This window comes from Gilliamella sp. B3172, assembly GCF_026536465.1.
Taxonomy (GTDB): domain Bacteria; phylum Pseudomonadota; class Gammaproteobacteria; order Enterobacterales; family Orbaceae; genus Gilliamella.
The window spans coordinates 1-767 of record NZ_JAFNOA010000027.1 but is presented as its reverse complement, the minus strand read 5'-3'; the positions used below and the strand labels follow the sequence as shown (position 1 = coordinate 767).

The window sequence follows — 767 nt, the reverse complement described above, 5'->3', positions numbered from 1 at the left end:
ACATCACTGAGTAAACTGGCTTTGGCATCCCGGTAGTTGTAATCCTGCACCCTGACTGAGGACTCGACCACCTGACTGTCTAACCGGATATCCCATACGCTTTCAACGCCGTCATCGGTCATACCGCTCGGCTGTTTGTACTCAATATCAGCCGCCTGATGATAACCTTGTTCATCATCACTGATAACAAGGACATCACAATGATGCTCGGCATGCGTTTCAAAACGAAACCAGACACCAATATCGGCTAACAGTCGCTGAATAAAGGCTAAATCACTCTCCTGCCATTGGGTAATAAATTCTCTTTCCGGATAGGCCGCTTTTAATTCTAAACGGTAACCAACGCCGGTAAATTCATGGCTGCGTAACACTGTTTCAACCACACTAATGACACTTTGGTTTTGAAAGATAGCGCTGTTGCGGCTCAGTGACAGCCGGGCTAATCTTGGCGATAACACCACCCGATAATGCGCCTCATCCCGGCTGACCGACAGCAGACTAAATTCAGTAATTACCCCATAAAGGGTGCGGGCTTGTCCTGCCGTGGGTAAGTCCGTTAAGGAGCGTATCGCTGTATTAAGCAAATTACCGGTAAACGGATTAAAGCAGAACGAAGCTTTTTGATTCAGCAGGGTTTCAATCGATAGTTGTTTATCAGTACAGGTAAACTCTATTGTGTATTGCCACGGCTGGTTTAACTGCTCTTCACCATTAACCTTTAATACTGAAACAGGTGCATTTAACCCGTCAACCGTTAAGGTATAACG

General features: G+C 46.0%; 1 protein-coding gene. It reads right to left on the bottom strand.

Annotated features, from left to right (window positions below; translation table 11 throughout):
- Positions 1 to 767, bottom strand: a 767-nt coding sequence (locus tag J3U37_RS12050) for a type VI secretion system Vgr family protein (protein WP_267375125.1), incomplete at both ends; no start/stop codon positions are given.